The sequence below is a fragment of the Deinococcus rhizophilus genome (assembly GCF_030271215.1).
GTDB lineage: Bacteria > Deinococcota > Deinococci > Deinococcales > Deinococcaceae > Deinococcus > Deinococcus rhizophilus.
Genome location: NZ_JASNGB010000381.1, coordinates 1 through 619, shown reverse-complemented (window position 1 = coordinate 619; position 619 = coordinate 1). Strand labels below are relative to the sequence as shown.

Below are 619 nucleotides of genomic sequence, written 5' to 3'. Positions count from 1 at the left end.
GCCCTAGAGCATTTGACATAAAAAGATGTTTGGGAAGGCATGGGTGAACCAGCCGAAGACATCTCGCAACGTCACAGCGTCCAAGGCGGCCCAAATACTTTGAAGCAGGGCCGGGACGTTTCGCCAACCTCCAGCCCGGACCAGAGCTTTGACCTTGGAAAACAGCATCTCGATGGGATTGAAGTCTGGGCTGTAAGGCGGCAAGAACAATACCGAGCAGCCCTGGGCTTCGATGCGCGTCCGTACGGACGCGCGATGGTGCGCCGAGAGGTTGTCCAGCACGACGACCTGCCCAGGGGTCAGGGCTGGGCACAACACCTCCTGCACATACCACTCGAAGATGGGTCCGTTGACGGCACCCTCGACCACGAGGGGAGCAAAGGGACCGGTCGCTTGGACCGCGCAGATCAACGTTTGGTTGCGGCCCCAATTGCGCGGCACGGCATACCGGACCCGGCAGGTCCGGTGTGCTCGCCCATAGCCCCGCGTCATCGCGGTATTGAACCCACTCTCGTCGAGAAAGACCAGCCGGGCGGGGGTCTGAAGGAAGGGCGTGAGGTCATTCAGGAACTGCTGGCGCAGTTCCTCATTACGTTCGGACGCGACCCGCGTTTTTTTT

The 619-nt window shown here is 60.6% G+C and carries 1 protein-coding gene; it reads right to left on the bottom strand.

Features of this window, described 5'->3' with window-relative positions; all coding sequences use genetic code 11:
- Nucleotides 1-3 precede the first annotated feature (3 nt).
- A partial coding sequence (locus tag QOL99_RS17460) for an IS630 family transposase (RefSeq protein WP_285525683.1) occupies nucleotides 4-619 on the bottom strand: 616 nt, incomplete at its 5' end.